We start from the raw sequence: 1951 nt of genomic DNA on the forward strand, positions 1-1951 counted from the left end.
CCGGCCAGCACCGCACCGGTTGTGCCGTGGCCCACGCCGGTGGCGCTCAGCGAGCCGAACAGGCGCACGCGGATGTCCGCCGCGCGGGCCAGCACCTCTGGCGGCAGGGCCGCGCACAAGCTGCGAAAGTCGTGTCCGGCCTTCATGGGGCCGATGGTATGCGAACTGGACGGGCCGGGGCCGGCCTCGAACATGTCGAACAGCGACGTTTCTATGGTGGCGACCAGGGGCTGCATTCCTACTCCCGGCTGTCGTGAAAGAAGGCGCTCCATTCCAGCGCACCCGCGTAGGCCACGGCCAGGTCCGCCTGAGTGAGGCCCATGGCCTCTCCGCTGACCAGCACATCGTCCCAGCGGCCCCGTTCGTAATGTTCCATCAACTCAAGCCACGGCGCGTAGGGGCCGGTGTGCGCGGCAAGGGCCTCGGACAGTTCATCCACCAACGGCAGGGAGCGCAGCAGTTCCGTCAGGGGCAGGCACAACAGTGGCTCCAGCAACGAGAACAACCCGAGCATGAACAGCGCCCCCGATTGCGGAGCGGGCCGGGGGGCGGCGGGGGGCTGGGCCTGGCCGGTTCGCACCTGACCGGCTCCCACTGGTCCGGTTGCCACGTGCACCCCCCCCATGGGTACGGCCCGCAGCGAGACGCGGGATGCGCACAATTCCAGAAACTTGGCGCGCAAGGCGGAAACCGCGATGATTTCGCGTGCCATGGGCCCGGTGTCGAATTCGGAAAGCACGGTGACGCACAGCCACTGCACCAGATTGCGCGTGCCCAGCAGCGAGATGCCGTGCTGGATGGACGTGACCTTGACCGGCAGCCCGAAGTGCACGGAATTGATGTAGCGCAGCAGCTTGTACGAAAGGGCCGCGTCGGACCGGACCACCTCGGTGGCGGCCTTGATGTTCGCGTCCTCGTTGGCCAGGGTGGCCAAAAGGCGCATCTTGGCCGCCTGCGAACTGTCCAGCCGCCTGCCGTGCACAAGTTCCGGCCTGCTGAAGAAAAACCCCTGGAACAGCGTGAAGCCCAGGGCCTCGCACTGCCTGTGCGTGGCGAGGTCTTCCACCTTTTCCGCCAGCAACCGGCACTGGCGGGAGCGCAGACCGGCCACGTCGCGGGCCAGTTCCGCCAGCGGGCGGCCCAGCACGTCGATCTTGACGATGTCCGCCAGGTCCAGCAGTCCGTCCAGGCCGGGCTGCCCCGCGTAGTCGTCCACAACGATCAGGTAGCCCTCGGACTTGAGGCCGGAAATCGCCCGCAGCACCTCCTCGGTGGCGGGCACCGTTTCCAGCACCTCCACCCCGCACACGTCGGCGGGCAGGATGCGCGGCGTGCCCGCCAGAAGCATGTCCTCCGCGAAGTTCACCAACAGGCGCTGCCCCTGACAAAGGGCCGGACGGGTCATGGCGAAGCCGTCGGCAATGACCGATGCGGTGGCCACGCCAGCGTCCACGTCGCCCCTGCAACGTTCGGGAGAATCGGGACTGCGGAACAGCAGCTCGTAGCCCCACACCTCTCCCGAGGCGTCGAACACCGGCTGTCGGGCCACCAGCAGCACAGGGCCGCAGGCCTCGCCACCCTGAACGGTCGGCGGGGCGAAGCGCGCGCCGGGGAACGGGGCCGCCTTTCCCCCCTCCTGGCCGCTGGCCGCAGAGGGGGCGCGGGAAGACTGGTCGTCATCCGCAAGGCCGAGCAAAGACCGCATGCGCCTGAGCATGTGCGAAATCCCTTCCCCCGCAGTTCCCACAATCCCGCGCCAGGCGCGGTGCCTTGCGGGCCTCCGCAAGGTCATGACGGACTGTATGCGGTATGCCGCGCATCGGTCAACACGGCGTTGCAATCAGCAGGTAGCGAAAAAGAAACGGAGGCTGGCGGTTCAGCGCCGCCCGCCGCGCACCTTGCCGGTGATGGCGCGGGCTGGCTTTGCGGCGGGTAGCGGCGCGGCGGCGTC

The 1951-nt window shown here is 68.5% G+C and carries 2 protein-coding genes; both read right to left on the reverse strand.

Annotated elements, in window-relative coordinates; genetic code table 11:
- The coding region (locus FVW20_RS13820; RefSeq protein ID WP_307831542.1) for a serine dehydratase beta chain at positions 1 to 236 on the reverse strand (236 nt) is incomplete at its 3' end.
- Positions 237 to 238: 2 nt separating this feature from the next.
- Positions 239 to 1717 carry an EAL and HDOD domain-containing protein gene (locus tag FVW20_RS13825; RefSeq protein ID WP_196610069.1) on the reverse strand — a complete coding sequence of 493 codons (1479 nt, stop codon included), beginning with the start codon at positions 1715 to 1717 and terminating at the stop codon, positions 239 to 241.
- Between the last annotated feature and the right edge of the window lie 234 nt (positions 1718 to 1951).

The sequence above is a fragment of the Nitratidesulfovibrio oxamicus genome (genome assembly GCF_015731765.1).
In the GTDB taxonomy this organism is placed as follows: domain Bacteria; phylum Desulfobacterota; class Desulfovibrionia; order Desulfovibrionales; family Desulfovibrionaceae; genus Cupidesulfovibrio; species Cupidesulfovibrio oxamicus.